This is a genomic window from Flavobacterium sp. UM26 (genome assembly GCF_057922445.1).
This window is the reverse complement of record NZ_JBVHCY010000010.1, coordinates 1-18,460: the sequence shown is the minus strand read 5'-3', so window position 1 is coordinate 18,460 and position 18,460 is coordinate 1. Positions and strand designations below refer to the sequence as shown.

The following is an 18,460-nucleotide window of genomic DNA, read 5'->3' as shown; positions in this document are numbered from 1 at the left end:
ATGTTTTGATAAAAAAATTAAACTTTAATCATTCCATTAACAAAAATAACCTTCTCATCTAATGAAAAATTGGCTATTTGATTAATTTTAGGCAAATTATCAAGGTTATCAGAATATAAAGCGCCTTGTGCATCATACTCATAATGACCAAAATAAGATTCTAATTTATCGATTGCTGCAATGTAAGCTGTAAAGGTTACTTTACCATCAATCAATTCTTCCTTATATTGAACAGCAAAATTCGTTATAATTTCATTACCATCATAATTTATTTTGATATTTTTATATATAAAATCATAAAAAACCACTTTATTTTGAGGAATATTCAAATATTGACCAATTTCATTATCAACTATATCGTTTTCGAAAAGTGTAGTAAAACTTGCAAGCAACGAAATGAAGATATATTTTCTAGTTTCTTCTCTATCATAATCTTTCGGAAAATGTCCTGCTTCGAATAAAATAGTTGGAACACCCAAATATTGAAAAGTATCACCAATGCAGTTTATATTAAAAGAATCATCAAAACGACCTACTTGACCTGGAATATAATTCTGCAAAATAGTATTTATATTTTCAATCACACGAATAGCTTTTAATCTAGTCGCATTAATTTCTCTAGCCTCATTATAAGAAGGTGCTAAAAAAGAAACTGTAGCTGGTTTTCCAGTATCTGCAACACCAAAAATAGTTCTTTGATCATGAAGATTAAAACAATAATCCGGTTGAAAAACTTCAAAAACACCTCTTAAGGTTTTACTTTCAGATTGAGTCAAATCTTGTGAATCACGATTTAGATCTACTTTATTCGCATTTTCACGAGTATATAAAGCAGCACCGTCAGGATTCAAGATAGGAATCGCTAGAAAAGTATAGTCCTCTAAAAGCATTTTAGCTAGTTCGGTGTTACTATTCAAAAAATTGATAAAATCTAAAAGCGCTTTTGTAGTGGTGCTTTCGTTACCATGCATTTGCGACCATAAAAAAATCTTAGTTTTTCCGTTTCCAATTTGATAAGTATAAATTGGCTTTTGTTGCACTGAAACACCTACTTGCTTTAACTGATTATTGGTATTATGTTTTTTTAGTATAGGCAAAATAGCTTCTAATGTTAAGTATCTGCCTTGTATTGATTGTTCCTTAAATTGAAGGAATAATTCTAACGCTTCCATATATTTGATTTTGTTTATACAAAAGTAAACATCTTTAAAACTGCAATGATAAATATTTAAATTTAAATCAAATTTAAAACCTATCATCAAGCATCAAAATTCATTAGAAAAGAATGAATATTTAAGGAAATAAAATATAGTAAAGTGTATATTTCAAATATTTTACAACTCACAAAATAAAGTTTTACTTTTATTTAGGTATAGAAATAAAATTAGCATTGAAAAATGCACAAATGTACATGTTTAGTTTACATCAACATAATTTACCAATCAAATCCGTTTTGGTGTATTTTACCTATTACTCCAGCAAAATGTTTTTTTAGAACGTTTAAATCGGCTTCATAGTTTCCTGTTGGTAAAAAAGGAATACCTAAGTTTACTTCTTTTTTACCAAAATCAAAAGCAACTGGAATAATTGGGACATTCGCTTTTAATGCTATATAATAGAAACCTGTTTTGAGTTGTGGCACTTTTTTACGAGTTCCCTCGGGTGCAACAGCCAAACGAAATTCATCTTTTCGTTTAAAAATAGCAGCAATAGCATCTACTTTATTCAAACCTCCACTCCTATCCAAAGGTTCTCCTCCCATATACTTGAAGTAATAATTAAAAGGAAACATGAAAAGTTCTTTCTTTCCTATCCAATTCATTTCTAGACCTACGATCCCTCTGGTAAAAACACCTAAATAAAAATCATGATTACTAGTGTGTGGCATAACCATCATCACGCATTTTTTAACGTCTTTTTCTATTTTGCCAACAATCTTCCATCCCATAAGGTTAAAAAAGATCCATTTGTAGATTTGTTTTTTCATTGATTTTTCAAAATATGTAGCAAAATAAATGATTAAAATGGTATTTTTGATAAAATTACATTCAAATGCTAAAAAAACTTTTTAGTTATTTTATTCCTATAAATATCTATAAATCGAAATCAACTGTTAGTAAGTCTATTGAAGTAACATGGACCAATGGTGAACTGTTGATAGATTCTGAAAACACCAATTATTCCTATGGAAGTTTGCAACGTATTCTCAGAATTGGTTTGCGTAAAATAGGCTTCAACACCATTCAATCAATGGAGCATATTTTGATACTTGGTGTAGCTGGAGGTAGTGTTATAAAAACTCTGGTTGATGAAATTGAGTATAGAGGTAAAATTACAGGTGTAGAAATTGACCCAGCAATTATTGAAGTTGCCAATTCTTATTTTCAACTTAATGAAATTCCAAATTTAAAAATCCATATTCAAGATGCTTTTGATTTTGTTTTAAGATGTAAAGACCACTACAATCTTATTGTTATTGATGTTTTTGAGGATTTACAAATGCCTAATTTTTTATTCGAAACCTTTTTCATCAATCATACGGCTTCGCTTTTAAGACAAAATGGTTTTATTCTTTTCAATACCATGATAATCCATGAAGGGGATAATGCTAGAAATAAAAAATTTATAGCCAATTTTAATAGTACCAATTTTAAAATCAATTCAATTCCCAGAATTGAAAGACATAATGAATTGATTTTAATACAGCGTTTGCACTAAATTAAAGTATGATTTTGTCAATAAAATTGTATTACAAAACTCTATCTCAATAATTGTCTAGCTTTTTCTAAATCTTCAGCAGTATCTATACCAATACCAACATGAGTTGTTTCTACCATTTTGATTCGTTTGCCAAATTCTAAATAACGAAGTTGTTCTAGTTTTTCAGACGCTTCAAGTGATTTCATTGGCAAACTGTAAAAATCCAATAAGGCTTGCTTTCTAAAAGCATAAATACCGATATGTTGCATATAGCGCACTCCAACATTTTTCTCTCTTGGATACGGAATTACAGAACGTGAAAAGTATAAAGCAAAACCATTTTGGTCCACAACCACTTTCACATTGTTTGGATTATTAATTTCATCTTCATTTGTAATTTCTCGCATCAAGGAAGCCAAATCCACTTGTTGGTTGGTATCGTTTTTAAATACTTCAATCACTTTTGCCAAGGGTTCAGCATTTATGAATGGTTCATCACCTTGCACATTGACCACGATATCTACGTCTAGATTTTCAACAGCTTCTGCAATACGGTCACTCCCCGACTCATGTTCTTTGATACTCATTATGGCTTTTCCGCCGTTTGATACAATTTCGTTATAAATTAAATCGGAGTCGGTTACCACAAACACATCATCAAAAAGTTGGGTGTCAATGGCGGCTTCATAAGTTCTTCTAATCACTGTTTTTCCACCTAAATCTTGCATTAATTTTGCAGGAAATCGTGTGGATGCATATCGAGCGGGAATGACTGCTATTATTTTCATTGTTTTATTTTATTGCCGTAAAGGCGCTAAGAGGTGAAGTTTTTTGAATTTAATTTTGATTGAACAAATATATAAAATACATACATTCCAATGTTACTAAATACTTTAGCCAATTCTAACCGAGGTCATACTTAACGAACCCGCTACTAATTTATCATTGAATAATTGTATTTCTTCGCTTTTGTCTTTTAACCCCAAAGTATAGATTAAAGGCAAAAAATGTTCGGGAGTTGGAATAGCCAACTGAAACGCTTGACTTTGTTTTTCATACTCCAATAATGGTTGAAAATTGCCATCTAGTAAAAGTGAATTAATTCTAGCTCTAGCTTCAATAGCCCAATCATAGCCATAATCATCTTTATCAAAATTATAAAAATCGACCAAACGCAAATTATGAATGATGTTGCCACTGCCAATAATCAAAATGCCTTTTTCCCGTAAACGACTCAATTGTTGCGCCAATTTAAAATGATATTCAGTAGGTTTTGAATAATCTATACTCAATTGAATGACAGGAATATCAGCCTTTGGATATAAATGTTTGATTACACTCCAAGCGCCGTGGTCTAATCCCCAATGATGGTCTAATTCAACCACTGTAGGAAGCAATAATTCTTGAGTAATCGTAGCTAATTCAGGACTTCCGTGAGCGGGGTATTGTACCTGAAACAACTCTTTTGGGAAACCACCAAAATCATGAATGGTTTTAGGCATTTCCATAGCTGTAACTTTTGAACCTTTGGTAAACCAATGTGCCGAAACACACAAAATAGCATTAGGTTTGGGTAAGTTTTGGGCTAAATTGCGAAAACAGGTAACAAACTGATTTTCTTCGATTGCATTCATTGGACTGCCGTGACCTAAAAACAAAACTGGCATCTTCTCGGTAGTCGAAAAAGAACTGGCTATTTTATCTAAATCGTTTATACTTCGCATACCCTTTAGTTATTTCGTTGAATCAAATCCCAGAGATTTCCGTAAAGGTCTTTAAAAACAAGAACTTTACCATAATCTTCGGTTTTGGGTTCACGTACAATTTCGATATTGTTACTTATTAAATTCTGATAATCTCTATCAAAATTATCTGTATTTAAAAACAAGAAAACACGCCCACCCGATTGATTACCGATACTTTGTTTTTGAATAGCACCATCTGCTTTGGCTAACAATAAACTAAACTCTTGACTTCCTTTGGGAGCTACTAAAACCCACCTTTTAGTTTCGGATAAAGTAGTATCTTCAACCAAATCAAAATCCAATTTATTTACGAAAAACGAAATGGCTTCATCATAATCAGCCACCAACAAAGCAATGTGTGCTATTTTTTGTTTCATTTTATTTAGTCTACAAAACTATCGTCTTTAAATCCTATCAAATATAGCTTATTTTTAGCACGTGTCATTGCGGTGTACAACCAGCGAATATAATCGGTGTCTATTCCGTTAGGCAAATACGGCTGTTCTATGAAAACCGTGTTCCACTGTCCACCTTGTGATTTATGACAAGTGATGGCATAGGAAAACTTAACTTGAAGTGCGTTAAAATACTCGTTCTCTTTGACCTTCTGAAACTGTTTGTATTTGGTATCGCCTTCGTAATCTTTCATCACTTCTTGATACAACCTATTCGATTCTTCATAAGTCAACGAAGGAGATTCACTTTTTATGGTGTCCAATAACAAAACGGTTTCCAAAGGTTTTTGGTTGGGATAATCCACCATTCGTATTTTGACTTTCGCGAATTTGAAACCGTATAATTCTTTGATTGCGAATATCTCTAATACTTCAATAATGTCACCATTGGCTACAAAACCAGCTTCGTCAGAATCTTTTAGCCAAAAGTAATTGTTCTTGACCACCATCAAAAAATCACCTGTAGCCAATTCGCTTTCTTTGTCTAATATTTTAGCTCGAATTTGCTCGTTGTACTGATTCGCTCTTTTGTTGGAACGTACAATAAATGCGGTATCCTCGATGCTATAATTACTATAAGCCGAATGAATCGCATCTTGAATATCGTATCCATCCACGAGACGGACAATATCCTTGAATTTTTTCAAATCAAATTGATAATCCGTTACGAAAGCATCGTTCAAGAGTTCACGCAAAGCCGTTGCATTGTATAAAATCCCCGAGTTTTCCTCTTGACGCATCACTTCATCGAGTTCGATATGGTCAATTTCTTTATTATAATGAAGCGATAAAGTATCAATGTCTAAGGCGGGACTTATATCCAGATTCACTGGGGGCAACTGTGCAGTATCTCCCAAAAGAATCATTTTGCAATTGGTTCCTGAATACACATACGAAATCAAATCGTCCAAGAGTGAGCCATTTTCATATAATTTCGAATCCGAGTTGGTATCCGAAATCATAGAAGCTTCATCGACGATAAAAATGGTGTTTTTATGTTTGTTGGGTTGCAAGGTAAAAGAAACACCTCCTCCAGATGTTTTTTTAGGGAAATAGATTTTCTTGTGAATCGTAAAAGCAGGTTTTTCAGAATAATTAGCGATTACTTTGGCCGCTCGACCCGTTGGAGCTAATAAAACTGCTTTTTTGTTAATGCCCGACAAGCTATTCACAAGAGTTGAAATTACCGTAGTTTTCCCTGTTCCTGCGTAACCTTTTAAGACAAAAATGGTATTGTTCTCAATTTCAGTTAAAAAAATAGCAATTTTCTGAAAAAAAATATCCTGTTGGTATGTGGGCTGAAAAGGAAAATTTTTCTGTAAAAAACTATAAAATTGAGAGGAATTCATGGAGTGAAATTTGGATACAAAGTAACGGAAAGTTTTCTATTGCATAGACAATTTTCAAAGGCAATTTCATTTTTATCAAAGGCATAAATGCTGTACTATTATTTGTTGATACAAAAAGTGCTAACCTTTTAATTTTGTGTAATCTTATTTTATAATTACCATTAAGATTGCATTTCGCCTTGAATTTGGCTATTGTTATTGCTATTAAAATTTGTAAGTTTGCGTAGTCGAAAAAAAGCAAAAAAAGATGAGTATCACCGAAAAAAAATACAAAAAATTAGCACTTCAAGTATCATTGACAGGTTTGTCTTTTTGTTGTTTCGACACTTTAAATAAAAAAATCCTTTCTTACAACGAAGTTCATTTTGACACCTTTCATAAAGCGACCAAAATTGAAGAACTTTTTGCCGATGCATTTAGCGATTTTCCTGAATTAAAGGACACGTATGACGAAATCGTAGTCATTCACAACAATACTTTATCTACGTTTGTGCCCACTGCCCTATTTGATGAGAATTATTTAGGAAGTTATTTGCAATACAACACCAAAGTGTTCGAAACTGATTTTTTTGCCTACGATACCATTGCCAATTACGAAATGAATACCGTTTACATTCCGTACGTGAACATCAATAATTTTTTTATTGACCAATTTGGTTCCTTTGATTATAAGCACGCTAACAGCATTTTAGTTACCAAAATTTTAGAAGCTTCCAAAAATAATGACAATAAAAAAATGGTCGTTCATTTCAATACCGGTCATTTTGAAATCATAGTGGTACAAAACCAGCAACTATTGCTTTTTAATTCCTTTGAATACGCCACACCTGAAGATTTCTTGTATTACATTCTCTTTACAGCCGAGCAATTGAGTTTAAATCCAGAAAATTTTCCATTGGAAATTATGGGAAATATTAATGAAGAAAGTCCTTACTACCAACTAGCTTACCAATACATCCGAAACATTTCTCTTTTTGATGCGAGCAGTTTGCAACGTAGTAATTCTTTTTCAGAAGCCATCAACAGACAACATTTTATACTATTCAACGCATGAGAATCATTTCAGGAAAATACAAAGGAAGACGCATTCAACCACCAAAAAATCTGCCGGTGCGTCCCACTACCGATATGAGTAAAGAAGCTTTATTCAATGTGTTGAACAATCATTTTAATTTTGAAGGATTAAAAGTCTTGGATTTATTCTCTGGCACCGGAAACATCAGCTACGAATTTGCTTCAAGAGGCAGTTATCCAATTACTTCAGTAGATGGTGATTTTGGTTGTGTAAAATTCATCAAACAAGTGGCTGCCGAATATGATTTTACGATTGCGGCAACCAAGAGCGATGTGTTTAAGTTTTTAGAAAACTGCAAAACCACTTACGACATTATTTTTGCCGACCCACCTTATGGATTGGACCAAGCTACTTTTGAAAAAGTGGTGCTTTTGGTTTTTGAAAAAAACTTACTCAACGAAGAAGGAATGATGATTATCGAGCATTCTAAATACACCAAAATGGAGCATTTGGATAATTTTTCGTTTCAAAAAAGTTATGGTGGTTCGTTTTTTAGCTTCTTTGAATTCAATAATACCGATGACGAAGAAGAGTTAGATGATGACGATTTTGAAGTAACCGATTCAGAAGAAGAATAAAAATATAGAGTCTTTGCTTAGCAAAGGCTTTTTTTTGTTCCTACCCTAAATATTTAGATAATCACACATACAAAAAAAAACTACCATATAAGGCATTTAAGGTCATATTAAGAATGGGAAAAATGAACCAATTATCTATTTATAAAAGTACGTTGATTATTTAGTTGCATTAGATTTAGCAAAAGGTATGTAAAGATAAGTGCAGTATATTTATGAAACTTATATGAGCTTAAATGCCTTAAATGGTTCAAAAACAAGTTTTTTTAACACTATTTCAAATGGTAAAACCTACAGAATTTAGGGAAGAACCTAAAAAAAATGCAGACCTATAAGCCGGATTCTGTATCTCGAAAACTCGAAACCCTTATCATTTATCTAGACTTACAATTACTTGTAAGCTCAAGCTATCTACCCTTCAGCAACGAACGAGAAGCCCTTAAATGCTGATATACTTGATATTTCACCGCATAGAGTTTACCTGGTTTCACTACAGCATTACCTGTACATACTTTCTGTTGCACTTGTCCTAATCTAGTCCGTAAAGACCAAACCGACGGGTGTTACCCGCTATGCTTCTCTGTGGTGTCCGGACTTTCCTCCCTCCGCCTAGGCGAACGACGATAAGGCGGTCTGCGGTACAAAAGTAACTTTTTTAAACTTGATTTCCTTGTTAAAGTCAATTTTATAAGGGCTATTTACTTTGCGGATGAACTACTAACTGGTTTCATTCTGAATTTTAGTTTGTTAAAATAGATTGTAAACGCCTTATGAAAAAGAGAAGGACTTAAATAGCCCTGATTGAAGCGGCATCCTTTTTTAGGTCGCAGGTTTTTGTAACCTGTGACCTAAAAAAGATATAGCGGAAAGCAGGACGACTCGTGAATGATAACGGGAATTGCTGCTCCTAATCATCCTTCAGATTACAAGGATGCGATAGAAAAATCGGCAAGAATGTCGTTTGCTGCATCATTATTTTGATTGTCAATGGGATATTAGAAATTTGAAAAGATTTTTTGGCAAATAAACCATTTTGAACATCAAGAAATAAACAAAAAAGCTATATTTGCTTTCGAATCATAGGACAACAATGGAACAATTTATAGTATCTGCACGTAAATATCGCCCGCAAACATTTAAGGATGTTGTAGGTCAAAAAGCGATTACCAATACGCTACTTAATGCTATAGAAAACAACCATTTGGCTTCGGCTTTGTTGTTTACGGGGCCACGTGGTGTGGGAAAAACGACTTGTGCTAGAATTTTGGCGCGTAAAATTAACCAGCCCGGTTATGATGACCCCGAAGAAGATTTTGCGTTCAATGTATTTGAGTTGGATGCGGCTTCGAACAACTCGGTGGACGATATTCGAAATTTGATTGACCAAGTTCGAATCCCTCCACAAACTGGGCAATATAAAGTGTACATTATTGACGAGGTGCATATGTTGTCATCGGCGGCGTTTAATGCTTTCTTGAAAACATTAGAAGAGCCACCAAAGCACGCCATTTTTATTTTGGCTACTACAGAAAAACACAAAATCATTCCAACGATTTTGTCTCGCTGTCAGATTTTTGATTTCAAACGTATTACGGTAAAAGATGCCAAAGAACACTTGGCTGATGTTGCCGAAAGTCAAGGCATTCAATATGAAGATGATGCGTTGCACATTATTGCTCAAAAAGCAGATGGTGCTATGCGTGATGCGCTGTCTATTTTTGACCGTGTGGTTTCGTTTTGTGGTTCGAATTTGACAAGACAAGCGGTAACCGAAAATCTAAATGTTTTAGATTACGAAACCTACATCAACATCACTGATTTGGTTTTGGAGAATAAAATTCCAGATTTGTTATTGGCTTTTAATACTATTTTATCCAAAGGTTTTGATGCGCATCATTTTGTATCGGGTCTTGCTTCTCACTTTAGAGATTTGTTGGTAGCGAAAACTCCTTCTACCCTAAGTTTGTTAGAAATGGGAGAACAAGCGCAACAACTTTATGGTGTACAAGCTCAAAAATGCAGTGCCGACTTCTTATTAAAAGGAATCGAAATTGCCAATGACTGTGATTTGAAATACAAAGTCAGTCAGAATCAGCGCTTACTAGTCGAACTTTGTTTGATGCAATTGGCCTCTATCACTTTTGATGGAGAAAAAAAAAAGCTGAGTCTTTCATAATTCCACCTACTTATTTCCGTAAAAATGACTATTCGATAACCGAAGTAGTTAAGCCTGCTATTGCCTCTGCACCAGAAACTCCTGTAGTTGCTCCACCAGTTACTGAAACAACTCAAAACACAGAAGCAACAGTAGAAAAACCAGTAATTGCAACACCAATTACGCCTGTTTTAAGTACAGACGAGCCTAAAATTTCGGCTTTTTCGTTATCGAGTATTCGTGCCAAAAAAGCATTAGAAGAAAGTAGCAAATCGATTGTAAAAGAAGTGGTTCATACTCCTACAGAAGCTTTTACAGAAACCGAAATGTTGTTGCAATGGACAAAATATGCCCAAAAATTAGGCAGTAAAGGCTATAGAATTATGGAATCGTTATTGCTGATTAACGACCCAAAATTAGACGGTACAAGAATTACGATTGAATTACCAAACGAAGGTTCTAAACTGGATTTTGAAAGTCAGAAACACGGACTTTTGGGACATCTTAAAGGGCATTTGCACAATCACGAAATCACTATCGATGTAATTGTAAACGAGAGCATCGAAATCAAAAGAAACCTAAACGACCAAGACCGTTATAATCGATTAAAAGAAATTAATCCCGCCATCGATTTGTTGCGTTCTACTTTTGGTTTGCACGTTGATGCGTAATAATGTAACTATTTTTTGGTTTTCGAAATAATAGTATCAAAATACTAGCTTTTAAATCCTTATTTTTACTTGTTTACTAACTTTAAAAACTAAAAAATATGGATAAAAAATTAGCCAATCCCGCACCTTTGGGACTTTTAGGTTTTGGAATGACCACCATCCTATTAAACATTCACAATCTAGGATTTTTTCCAGTGAGTGGCGTAATCATTTCGATGGGACTTTTTTATGGAGGATTAGCACAAATTGTGGCTGGAATTTTATCCTATAAACAAGGGAAAACTTTTGCCGGAACTGCCTTTACCTCTTATGGTTTTTTCTGGATTACTTTGGTTGGAATTTGGTTATTTCCTAATACAGGCTTTGAAATGGCTGGCGCTACTCCTGCCCCATTTTTTGGCTGCTACTTAATCTTATGGGGAACATTCACTGCATTAATGTGGTGGGGAACTTGGGGCGGTAGCAAAGTACAACAGTTTGTATTTCTTTCACTAACCGTTCTTTTCTTTGTTTTAGCGATTTCAAAATTCACCGGTAGTGAATTCATCAATCAAATAGGTGGTGCAATTGGTGTTATTTGTGGCGGTAGTGCTTTTTATTTGGCTATGGCGGAATTGTTAGAAGAAGTCAAAAACAAGAGAGTGTTGCCTTACTAAGTATAAGTTTTTAATCATAAAAAAGAAACCAACTATATAATTAGTTGGCTTCTTCAGTTTCTAGATTTTTCCGTAATACATTGCTTTTACGATACCATCTGAAAGTCCAATTTTTGGAACATAAATTTGACGAGCTCCACTCCATTTCATAGCATTCAAATAAATGCGAGTTGCTGGCACAATTACGTCGGCACGGTCTGAATTCAATCCCAATTGTGAAATACGTTGTTCATACGTTAAAGAACTCAAATAGGCATATTGCGAATTTATATAGATATAAGACAACGGTTTATCTTGCTGTTTACCAGACATTTTAAACAATTTATTGATGTTACCACCAGAACCAATCAGCGTAACTTCTTCATAATCGGCAGTGTTTGTTCTGATCCATTTCTCAATTTCTTCCCAAACCACATCGTGAACCATTTCGTTCAATAAACGTACAGTACCTGCTTTGAAAGAACGGGAAGTAATCATTTTGCCGTGAGAAAACAAAGTAAACTCGGTACTACCCCCACCAACATCTACAAATAAGTAAGTTTCATCTGTTTTTAGTAAATGATGTAAATCTGTAGAAGCTATGATAGCTGCTTCTTTTTTACCATCAATGATTTCAATTTTAATATCAGCTTTTTTCTTAATCAATGCCACTACTTCTTTGGCATTATAGGCTTCACGCATTGCTGAAGTTGCAAAAGCTTTATAACATTCTACTTTGTGTACTTTCATCAAAAGATTAAATGCCTTCATAGCATCGCACATTCGTTCTATGTTCTCGGGAGAAATTTCTCCAACTGTAAAAGCGTCTTGTCCTAGACGTATAGGAACACGAACCAAGGAACTCTTGCTGAATTGTGTTTCTTTTCCTTCTTGTTCAACAATATTAGCAATCAACAAACGCATCGCATTCGATCCGATATCAATAGCTGCATATTTTTTAATTTTAATCATATTTTATCTCTTTCATTTGTACCAAAAAAAAGCACTACTTTATGCTTCTTCGGTAATTACTTCAAGTTTATTTTGATAATATTTATACGTTTCTATTTGCGCTCTAAATAAGGGCGCTCCATTAGGTTTTCGGTACTGATTATCAAGCGCTTTAGAATGATAACGCGCTTTAACATTTCCTTTCCAACCCAAATCAAAATGATCAATCAATTCATTTTTGATATCTTGGTCATAAATAGGACATGTTACTTCCACCCTTGCATCGAGATTTCTTGTCATAAAATCGGCAGAAGAAATATAGACTTCAGGTATTCCTGCATTTCCAAAAATATAAACTCTGGAGTGTTCTAAATAATTATCGACTATACTTATGGCTTCAATATTATCACTTAATCCTGGAATACCAGGTATTAAAGAGCATATACCTCTTACTTCAAGTTGAATTTTAACACCTGCTTTACTGGCTTGATACAGTTTATCTATCATTTCAAAATCAGACAAACTATTCATTTTCAATTTCATATAAGTCTTTCTACCTGCTAACGCATGTGTGATTTCACGATCTATTAATTTTACAAACTTGCTACGTGTATAATGAGGGGATACAATCAAATGTTTGTAGCGGTGCACTCTATAGTTTACATCGAAAAAATCAAAAATTTTGTTGATGTCTTTTAATATCTGCTGATGGCTTGTAAAAAGGGTTACATCGGTATACACTTTAGCAGTTGATTCATTGAAATTACCAGTAGATACAAAACCGTATCGTTTTACTTTGTCCTTTTCTTGTCTTTCAATCACACATATTTTGCTGTGTACTTTTAAGCCTTTGATTCCAAATATTAACTCTATGCCTTCGGTTTTCATTTGCTCGGCATAAGAAATATTTGAAGCTTCATCAAATCGAGCTTGTAATTCGATTTGAACGGTTACTTTCTTACCATTCTTGGCAGCGTTGATTAAAGAACTAATAATCTGTGAGTTCTTCGCTAAACGGTACAAAGTAATTTTAATAGAAAGCACCTTTGGATCCAGCGCTGCTTCTCTTAAAAACTTAGTCAAATAAGAAAATGATTGATAAGGTGCGTTCAACAAATAATCTTTTTCACTTATTTTATCCAGCATGCTTCCTTCTAAACTCAACCCAGGAATAGGCAGAGGTACATTGGACTGATACAATAAATCATATCTACCTAAATTTGGAAAGTCCATATAATCTCTACGGTTATGGTAACGACCACCTGGAATAATACTATCAGTAGAAACGATATGCATTTTATCCAAAAAGAAGTTGAGCGTATCCTCTTCTATTTCTTGGTCGTAAATAAAACGAACGGGTTCTCCAATGCGACGGTCTTTTACACTCAAAGCAATTTTTTCGATCATACTTTTACTCAAGTCGCTATCAATATCTAACGAGGCGTCTCGAGTAATTTTTATCATGTGTGCTGAAATACTTTGGTAGTCGAAAATATTAAAAATGCTTTTTAAATTTTGACGAATTACGTCATCTAAAAGAATAACATATTGCTTTTCGTTTTTAGAGGGAAGTACAACAAAACGGTTGATTGTTTTAGGGATTTCAATAACAGCATAGCGTACTTCTTCGTCTTTTTTCATAACCAATTTCACAGCCAAATAACCAAAGGTATCTTTAAGCAAAGGGAATTCGGCTAGATCATTCAAAATAATAGTAACAAGCTCTGGACTTACTCTTTGAATGAAAAAATCTTTTAGGTAGTTTTCCTGATCTTTATCTAAATCATTCTCGTTGATGATGTAGATATTTTCTTTTTGTAACTGACTTTCAATTTCATTTAATATGTTCAAACTCTCGGCTTGATGTTCAATAACAATTTCAGTTATTTCTTTAACCAATTGTTGAGCAGATACACCTCCTAAATATTTTTCACCTGAAATTCCGGAAAGACTCAATCTACGGATTGCTGCAAAGCGAACTCTAAAAAATTCATCTAAATTATTGGAAAAAATACCTAAAAAACGAAGTCTATCTAATAAAGGAACCGAATCATCGGCTGCTTCTTGCAAAACTCGGGCGTTGAAAGCCAACCAACTCTTTTCTCTATCAATATATTTGTGTATCAAAACTTTATTTATTTTAAATCTTTAGGAACAATTACTTTTAAAGTTTTACCTTTTTCTATGGCACTCCAATCGTCTACATCAAATTGTAGCGAAACAAACCCAGATGTAGGAACATTTTCAATAAAAACGTCACCAAATTTATTAACAAAATTTGTAATTGCCCCATTATGTCCAAAAAGAATTACACTATCAAATTCATTTTTGCAGGATTTAATCACCTTTGCTAATTGATTTTCATCAAAAGTATACAGTTCCTCTTTGTAAATGATACTCTCGATAGGATAAGATAAATTTTGAGCAAAAATTAAAGCGGTTTGCGAAGCTCGTTCAGCCACACTTGTCCAAAATAAATATGTTTTGGGCAAATACTTTGACACATAACTCGAAACGAGATGAGCTGTTTGTAAACCGTTTTTCGATAAGGGTCTGTCTCTATCTTTCAGTGGTGTCTCCCAACTTGATTTTGCATGCCGAACTAAGATTAAATTTTTCATGGTATTTTGGATTAATTCGTTCAACTACTCTTTCCCTTGAGGCTAATCTCCTTTTTTATAAAAAATCAATCATTAATTTTTTAAGACATTTAAATTACGGTTATTTTTTTAGTCTTCATATAACGAACAATAAATTAACAATTGTTTAGTCTTTATTTTGCTCAAAACAATAATGAAGGCTAAAATACAATTCAAATAATATTTTTATAAGATATTGAATTCTAAACATTTGAAATAAAATAGTAGTTTTTACGTAGGATTTTAAGTATTTAAATAAATATTAATGAGCCAAAAACAAAAAAAATATAACAAAAAAACGCTTTTTAACGAGTTTTTAGGTTGTTGATAGAAAAAAAAAGGTGAATATTTTCTTTGTATCTAATTTTGAATCAGTTAATCAAATCAAAAATTGTTTCTTAAAATTATATGCAATGAAAGCTACATCTACTCAAAAAAAAATAAACTTACCTACTAACCCAACAAAATCTTCAATACAAAACTTCACTAAAAGTTTACTACTTATTGTCTTTATCTCAATAGGTAGTTCAGTTGTATATGGGCAAAATTCATGTAAAGCTACATTAGTTGTCGAAGATAATGGTAATGTTGATAGCGCATCTTCTGAAGGTGTAATTTACAAAATGATAATTACCAATAATGGATTCACATCAGACACCTATTTTTTATCATCCAATACTGCTAATTCAAACCATAAAAATCCAGATGAAAGTGCGACCAATAAAAATGTGGTACTCTCTACTGTTTTTTTAGATTCTAACAAAAATCAAATTACAGAAGTCAATGTTGAGCCCGGTGAATCTATCCATTTTTTAGCGAAGTTAACTATCCCCTCTGGTACTGCACTTGCACGATGGTCTACCAATCAGATTATTGCTGCTTCTAAAAATTGTAATTCTTACAAAGTAAACACCATTTTACATACCTACGTATTAAATCCTAATAACGACTAGTATTTCATTTAAAAGTGATTCTTACATTTTTAAAACAATTCATCATGAAAAAAAATATACTCTCCACAAGAAATTTTAATACTAATATTCATAAATACTATTTGGTAATACTATGTACATTAGTATCAAGTTGGATTTATGGACAAACTATGACGCCTGTAAAAACAGTTACAAATAGTGCAACCAATTGCGGCGTTATTGATGTTCAATTACAAATCACTGGATCTAACCCAGCTGCAAGAAATTCTGATGTAGTTCTAGTAATAGACGTTTCGGGGAGTATGAATAACACTATAGCGGGAGACTCTAAAAAATCAATGCAATATGCAAAAGATGCAGCTAAATCCTTTATCGACGCTGCAGCAGCTAACCCAAATAATAGAATAGCCATAGTTTCGTATACCACTAATGCTAAACTAGAAAGTGGATTTCTTTTTTTGAATAGTACGAATATTGCTACTTTAAAAAGTAAAATTGACAATTTAACAGCAACGAATGCAACTAACATTCAAGATGGTATAGTTAAAGCAAGTACAGAGTTAAACACTAATGGAAGATTTGATTGTACTACTGCTAGAAGTATAATTTTGTTAACTGATGGAGTAGCCAATAGAACAGGAGACACAGGAAACACCACTTCATGCAATACTGTAAGTACAACAAGTGTATGTGTTACATCGGCTATTGCAGCAGCAACAGCAGCAAAAACAACAACCGTATCCTCTGTGGTTTACAATAATCAAATTTTTGCAGTTGGTTTATTTGGAGGAATCTCAGGTGATATAAATACTGTAGGAAGTGATCGATATGTTGCAAAGTTTACATTAGACGGAATTCAAGGAAGTCCAGCAACTATAACTTATAGCGGATCCAATTTAACTACAGTTTATAATAATATCGCGACACAAATTACTTGGGTTGCCCAAAGTTTAGTTGAAAAAGAAACTATTCCAACAGGTTATGGCATTAGCGGAGTGAACGTTACAAAAGGAACAACTTCGGTAGTTGGACAAGAAATAACATGGAATATTGATTTTTTAAATACCGAAACAGTTACTTTAAATTATAAACTAACTCCTCCAAGTTCTAGTTGTGGAAATCAAGTAGTTGGTAGTTCTACTTTAAATTACAAAAACTCTACTTGTACCCCGTCGTCAATGACTATAACTACACCCTCTGTATTCATACCTTGTCCTACTCTAACGCTGTTATCAAAGACAAATGTAAACTGTTTTGGAGGAACAACTGGATCAATTTCATTAAATGATGCAACTGGAGGTACAAGTCCTTACACTTACGATTGGTCAGACTTAACTGGAACCAACAATCCGAAAAACAGAACTAATCTCGCCGCAGGAACATATACAGTTACTGCAACTGATAAGAATGGTTGCAGTACTGCTGCTTTAACAATCACTATTACTCAACCAGCAGCAGCTTTAGCTTTGGCAGCTTCATCTAAAACTGATGCGTCTTGCTTTGGTGCTAGCACAGGTTCGGTAACTGCGGGAACTTTAACAGGTGCTGTAGGAACAGTGACCTATTCTTGGAAAAATGCTTCAAATACTGTAGTAGGTTCTACTGCAACAGTGAACAACTTACCAGCGGGAACTTATACAGTAACCGTATCTGATTCTTGTTCTTCACAATCGAATTCGGTAACCATTGGTCAACCATTAGCAGCTTTAGCATTGGCAGCTTCATCTAAAACTGATGCATCTTGCTTTGGTGCTAGCACAGGTTCGGTAACTGCAGGTGCTGTAACAGGTGCTGTAGGAACAGTAACCTATTCTTGGAAAAATGCTTCAAATACTGTAGTGGGTTCTACTGCAACAGTAAACAACTTACCAGCGGGAACTTACACTGTAACCGTAACTGATTCTTGTTCTTCGCAATCTAATTCGGTAACTATTGGTCAACCAGCAGCAGCTTTAGCATTGGCAGCCTCTTCTAAAACTGATGTGTCTTGCTTTGGTGCTAGCACTGGTTCGGTAACTGCGGGTGCTGTAACAGGTGCTGTAGGAACAGTGACCTATTCTTGGAAAAATGCTTCAAATACTGTAGTAGGTTCTACTGCAACAGTGAACAACTTACCAGCGGGAACTTATACAGTAACCGTATCTGATTCTTGTTCTTCACAATCGAATTCGGTAACCATTGGTCAACCATTAGCAGCTTTAGCATTGGCAGCTTCATCTAAAACTGATGCATCTTGCTTTGGTGCTAGCACAGGTTCGGTAACTGCAGGTGCTGTAACAGGTGCTGTAGGAACAGTAACCTATTCTTGGAAAAATGCTTCAAATACTGTAGTGGGTTCTACTGCAACAGTAAACAACTTACCAGCGGGAACTTATACTGTAACCGTAACTGATTCATGTTCTTCTAAATCGAATTCAGTAACTATTGGTCAACCAGCAGCAGCTTTAGCATTGGCAGCCTCTTCTAAAACTGATGTGTCTTGCTTTGGTGCTAGCACTGGTTCGGTAACTGCGGGTGCTGTAACAGGTGCTGTAGGAACAGTGACCTATTCTTGGAAAAATGCTTCAAATACTGTAGT

General features: G+C 34.0%; 17 protein-coding genes and 1 other RNA gene. 8 read left to right on the top strand and 10 right to left on the bottom strand.

Annotation, left to right across the window (positions count from 1 at the left end; all coding sequences use genetic code 11):
- Positions 1–17: 17 nt before the first annotated feature.
- A complete protein-coding gene (locus ACZ1AQ_RS12020; protein WP_489633133.1) occupies positions 18–1,172 on the bottom strand; it encodes a M14 family metallopeptidase in 1,155 nt (384 codons plus the stop codon).
- A gap of 263 nt (positions 1,173–1,435) precedes the next feature.
- Positions 1,436–1,987: a 1-acyl-sn-glycerol-3-phosphate acyltransferase gene (locus tag ACZ1AQ_RS12015; protein ID WP_489633132.1), complete on the bottom strand. Its 552-nt coding sequence runs from the start codon at positions 1,985–1,987 to the stop codon at positions 1,436–1,438.
- A 65-nt stretch (positions 1,988–2,052) separates the two neighbouring features.
- On the opposite strand from ACZ1AQ_RS12015, the gene ACZ1AQ_RS12010 reads away from it, so the two are divergent.
- Positions 2,053–2,718: a spermidine synthase gene (locus tag ACZ1AQ_RS12010; protein ID WP_489633131.1), complete on the top strand. Its 666-nt coding sequence runs from the start codon at positions 2,053–2,055 to the stop codon at positions 2,716–2,718.
- Positions 2,719–2,759: 41 nt separating this feature from the next.
- Here ACZ1AQ_RS12010 and kdsB read toward each other — a convergent pair whose 3' ends face one another.
- The 4 genes from kdsB to ACZ1AQ_RS11990 form a co-directional block, all read right to left on the bottom strand.
- Entirely contained in the window at positions 2,760–3,488 is a 729-nt protein-coding gene (gene kdsB, locus ACZ1AQ_RS12005) for a 3-deoxy-manno-octulosonate cytidylyltransferase (protein WP_489633130.1), read from the bottom strand.
- Positions 3,489–3,593: 105 nt separating this feature from the next.
- Positions 3,594–4,424: a 4,5-DOPA-extradiol-dioxygenase gene (ygiD, locus tag ACZ1AQ_RS12000; RefSeq protein ID WP_489633129.1), complete on the bottom strand. Its 831-nt coding sequence runs from the start codon at positions 4,422–4,424 to the stop codon at positions 3,594–3,596.
- Between the two features lie 5 nt (positions 4,425–4,429).
- Entirely contained in the window at positions 4,430–4,822 is a 393-nt protein-coding gene (locus ACZ1AQ_RS11995) for a VOC family protein (RefSeq protein WP_489633128.1), read from the bottom strand.
- Between the two features lie 5 nt (positions 4,823–4,827).
- A complete protein-coding gene (locus ACZ1AQ_RS11990; protein WP_489633127.1) occupies positions 4,828–6,249 on the bottom strand; it encodes an ATP-dependent DNA helicase in 1,422 nt (473 codons plus the stop codon).
- A gap of 247 nt (positions 6,250–6,496) precedes the next feature.
- Between ACZ1AQ_RS11990 and ACZ1AQ_RS11985 the strand changes: the two genes are divergently transcribed.
- Positions 6,497–7,303, top strand: coding sequence for a DUF3822 family protein (locus ACZ1AQ_RS11985; RefSeq protein WP_489633126.1), 807 nt, complete (start codon positions 6,497–6,499; stop codon positions 7,301–7,303).
- Positions 7,300–7,902: an RsmD family RNA methyltransferase gene (locus ACZ1AQ_RS11980; protein WP_489633125.1), complete on the top strand. Its 603-nt coding sequence runs from the start codon at positions 7,300–7,302 to the stop codon at positions 7,900–7,902. The genes ACZ1AQ_RS11985 and ACZ1AQ_RS11980 overlap by 4 nt, the downstream gene beginning before the upstream one ends.
- A 313-nt stretch (positions 7,903–8,215) precedes the next feature.
- Here the strand turns inward: ACZ1AQ_RS11980 and rnpB are convergent.
- Positions 8,216–8,539: RNase P RNA component class A (gene rnpB / locus ACZ1AQ_RS11975), an RNA gene on the bottom strand.
- A gap of 450 nt (positions 8,540–8,989) precedes the next feature.
- Here rnpB and dnaX point away from each other — a divergent pair.
- From dnaX to ACZ1AQ_RS11960, 3 genes are all read left to right on the top strand, one after another.
- Positions 8,990–10,075, top strand: coding sequence for a DNA polymerase III subunit gamma/tau (gene dnaX / locus ACZ1AQ_RS11970; protein ID WP_489633124.1), 1,086 nt, complete (start codon positions 8,990–8,992; stop codon positions 10,073–10,075).
- Between the two features lie 266 nt (positions 10,076–10,341).
- Positions 10,342–10,725 (top strand): DNA polymerase III, encoded by a 384-nt coding sequence (locus ACZ1AQ_RS11965; protein ID WP_489633123.1) that lies wholly within the window; start codon positions 10,342–10,344, stop codon positions 10,723–10,725.
- 98 nt (positions 10,726–10,823) lie between these two features.
- A complete protein-coding gene (locus ACZ1AQ_RS11960) occupies positions 10,824–11,381 on the top strand; it encodes an acetate uptake transporter (RefSeq protein ID WP_489633122.1) in 558 nt (185 codons plus the stop codon).
- A 60-nt stretch (positions 11,382–11,441) separates the two neighbouring features.
- Here the strand turns inward: ACZ1AQ_RS11960 and ACZ1AQ_RS11955 are convergent, their stop codons facing one another.
- Genes ACZ1AQ_RS11955 through ACZ1AQ_RS11945 form a run of 3 tightly spaced genes read right to left on the bottom strand, consistent with a single transcriptional unit; the run spans position 11,442 to position 14,932 of the window.
- Positions 11,442–12,332 (bottom strand): Ppx/GppA phosphatase family protein, encoded by an 891-nt coding sequence (locus tag ACZ1AQ_RS11955; RefSeq protein WP_489633121.1) that lies wholly within the window; start codon positions 12,330–12,332, stop codon positions 11,442–11,444.
- Positions 12,333–12,371: 39 nt separating this feature from the next.
- Entirely contained in the window at positions 12,372–14,438 is a 2,067-nt protein-coding gene (gene ppk1, locus ACZ1AQ_RS11950) for a polyphosphate kinase 1 (protein ID WP_489633120.1), read from the bottom strand.
- An 8-nt stretch (positions 14,439–14,446) separates the two neighbouring features.
- Complete coding sequence (locus ACZ1AQ_RS11945; RefSeq protein WP_489633119.1) at positions 14,447–14,932, bottom strand: SixA phosphatase family protein; 486 nt, start codon at positions 14,930–14,932, stop codon at positions 14,447–14,449.
- A gap of 431 nt (positions 14,933–15,363) precedes the next feature.
- Here ACZ1AQ_RS11945 and ACZ1AQ_RS11940 point away from each other — a divergent pair, with 431 nt between their 5' ends.
- Positions 15,364–15,903, top strand: coding sequence for a hypothetical protein (locus tag ACZ1AQ_RS11940; RefSeq protein ID WP_489633118.1), 540 nt, complete (start codon positions 15,364–15,366; stop codon positions 15,901–15,903).
- A gap of 44 nt (positions 15,904–15,947) precedes the next feature.
- On the top strand, positions 15,948–18,460 hold a 2,513-nt coding region (locus ACZ1AQ_RS11935), incomplete at its 3' end, for a VWA domain-containing protein (protein WP_489633117.1).

Excerpts from the sequence above, each read along its gene's own strand:
- ACZ1AQ_RS11955 (WP_489633121.1), bottom strand. The coding sequence starts at position 12,332 with ATGATTAAAATTAAAAAATATGCAGCTATTGATATCGGATCGAATGCG.
- ACZ1AQ_RS11980 (WP_489633125.1), top strand. The coding sequence starts at position 7,300 with ATGAGAATCATTTCAGGAAAATACAAAGGAAGACGCATTCAACCACCA.
- ACZ1AQ_RS11990 (WP_489633127.1), bottom strand. The coding sequence starts at position 6,249 with ATGAATTCCTCTCAATTTTATAGTTTTTTACAGAAAAATTTTCCTTTT.
- ACZ1AQ_RS12010 (WP_489633131.1), top strand. The coding sequence starts at position 2,053 with ATGCTAAAAAAACTTTTTAGTTATTTTATTCCTATAAATATCTATAAA.
- ACZ1AQ_RS12020 (WP_489633133.1), bottom strand. The coding sequence starts at position 1,172 with ATGGAAGCGTTAGAATTATTCCTTCAATTTAAGGAACAATCAATACAA.
- ACZ1AQ_RS11995 (WP_489633128.1), bottom strand. The coding sequence starts at position 4,822 with ATGAAACAAAAAATAGCACACATTGCTTTGTTGGTGGCTGATTATGAT.
- ACZ1AQ_RS12015 (WP_489633132.1), bottom strand. The coding sequence starts at position 1,987 with ATGAAAAAACAAATCTACAAATGGATCTTTTTTAACCTTATGGGATGG.
- ACZ1AQ_RS11940 (WP_489633118.1), top strand. The coding sequence starts at position 15,364 with ATGAAAGCTACATCTACTCAAAAAAAAATAAACTTACCTACTAACCCA.
- kdsB (WP_489633130.1), bottom strand. The coding sequence starts at position 3,488 with ATGAAAATAATAGCAGTCATTCCCGCTCGATATGCATCCACACGATTT.
- ACZ1AQ_RS11985 (WP_489633126.1), top strand. The coding sequence starts at position 6,497 with ATGAGTATCACCGAAAAAAAATACAAAAAATTAGCACTTCAAGTATCA.
- ACZ1AQ_RS11945 (WP_489633119.1), bottom strand. The coding sequence starts at position 14,932 with ATGAAAAATTTAATCTTAGTTCGGCATGCAAAATCAAGTTGGGAGACA.
- ygiD (WP_489633129.1), bottom strand. The coding sequence starts at position 4,424 with ATGCGAAGTATAAACGATTTAGATAAAATAGCCAGTTCTTTTTCGACT.
- dnaX (WP_489633124.1), top strand. The coding sequence starts at position 8,990 with ATGGAACAATTTATAGTATCTGCACGTAAATATCGCCCGCAAACATTT.
- ACZ1AQ_RS11960 (WP_489633122.1), top strand. The coding sequence starts at position 10,824 with ATGGATAAAAAATTAGCCAATCCCGCACCTTTGGGACTTTTAGGTTTT.